The organism is Actinomadura bangladeshensis, assembly GCF_004348335.1.
Taxonomy (GTDB): Bacteria; Actinomycetota; Actinomycetes; order Streptosporangiales; family Streptosporangiaceae; genus Spirillospora; species Spirillospora bangladeshensis.
In genome coordinates this window covers 1-1,488 of sequence record NZ_SMJW01000534.1, presented here as the reverse complement: position 1 = coordinate 1,488, position 1,488 = coordinate 1, and the positions used below count along the sequence as shown (strand labels likewise).

Here is a 1,488-nt window from a genome sequence, read left to right as displayed (position 1 = left end):
CCCTCTCTGTCAGACTCAGGGGAGACATGGGGACGAACTAGTCTTCTGTGACGCAAGTAGGGCGAGACTGGGATCTTTCGAGCGTGACGTTGAGTGTTGCCGATCTCCGCACCGATGATGGTGTGGTGGGCAAGAAGAAGGGTCCTCGGGCCGACCGGCCGAAGCGGCGGGTGTTCAGCCCGGAGTACAAGCTGGCGATCGTGGAGGAATGGGAGCAGCTGACCGAGCCGGGCGCCCGTGGTGCGCTGCTGCGCCGTGAGGGGCTGTACCACTCCCACATCCAGGACTGGAAGCGGCTGCGCGATGCCGGGTCGCTGAATGCCCTGGCGGCCAAGCCCACCGGCCCCAAGCCCCGCAGAAGCGAGGCGGACAAGGCCAACGAGAGGCTCGCCGCCGAGAACGCCCGGTTGGCCGACGAGCTCGCCAGGACCAAGAAGGCCCTGGCGATCATGGGAAAAGCACACGAGCTCTTGGAACTGCTCTCCGAGAGCGCGGACTCCGACACCGAGCCCAGGAAGTGATCCTCCCGGCCCAGCAGGAGATGGAACCCCTCGTCGGCATCAAAGCCTCGTGCGAGCTGACCGGGGTGAACCGCGCTTCTCGCTACCGCTGGCGCAACCCCGTCCCGCGGCCGCTGGGGCCGCACCGCCGGCCGGCGTCCCATCCGGCGTCGCTGACGGCGGCCGAGCAGGAGGCGGTGCTGGCCGTCCTGCGCTCGGACCGGTTCGTCGACAAGTCCCCCGCCCAGGTGTGGGCGGTACTGATCGACGAGGGCACCTACCTGTGCTCGATCTCGACCATGTACCGGCTGCTGCGCCGGGCCGGGGAGGTCCGCGAACGGCGCCGGCAGGCCACCCACCCGGCCCGCATCAAACCCGAACTGGTCGCCGACGGCCCCGACCAGGTGTGGTCGTGGGACGTGACCAAGCTGAAGGGACCGTTCAAGGGCGTCTACTACGACCTGCTGGTGATGATCGACATCTTCTCCCGCAAGGTCGTGCACTGGAAGCTGGTGCGGTCGGAGTCCGGCTCGATCGCCGAGGCGTTCATGGCCGAGGCGTTCGCCGCCAACCGCGGGGTCGTGCCCGGACATGTCCATGCCGACAACGGGCCATCGATGACCAGTAAGAACGTCGCCCAGCTGTTCATCGACCTGGGCATCACCCGCAGCCACTCGCGGCCGCACGTGAGCAACGACAACCCCTACTCCGAGGCCGGCTTCAAGACCTTGAAGTACTGCCCCGCCTTCCCCGACCGGTTCACCTCGATCGAGGCGGCGACACGGTTCTGCGAGGCGTTCTTCACCTACTACAACAACGAGCACCGGCACTCGGGGATCGGGCTGCACACCCCGGGATCGGTCCATGACGGCACCGCGACCAAGATCCGAGACCGCCGCTGCAAGGTACTGGCCGCCGCCTACACCGCCAACCCCGAACGGTTCCACACCAGGCCCGTCCCGCCCGAACTGCCCGACAAGGCCTGGAT

2 protein-coding genes are annotated in these 1,488 nt (G+C 67.5%); both read left to right on the top strand.

Features of this window, described 5'->3' with window-relative positions; genetic code table 11:
* The first annotated feature begins 83 nt into the window (after positions 1-83).
* Positions 84-521 carry a transposase gene (locus tag E1284_RS40645; protein ID WP_131945426.1) on the top strand — a complete coding sequence of 146 codons (438 nt, stop codon included), beginning with the start codon at positions 84-86 and terminating at the stop codon, positions 519-521.
* Positions 518-1,488: IS3 family transposase (locus E1284_RS40640; protein ID WP_243715060.1), on the top strand; the 971-nt coding region annotated here is incomplete at its 3' end. The genes E1284_RS40645 and E1284_RS40640, both read left to right, overlap by 4 nt.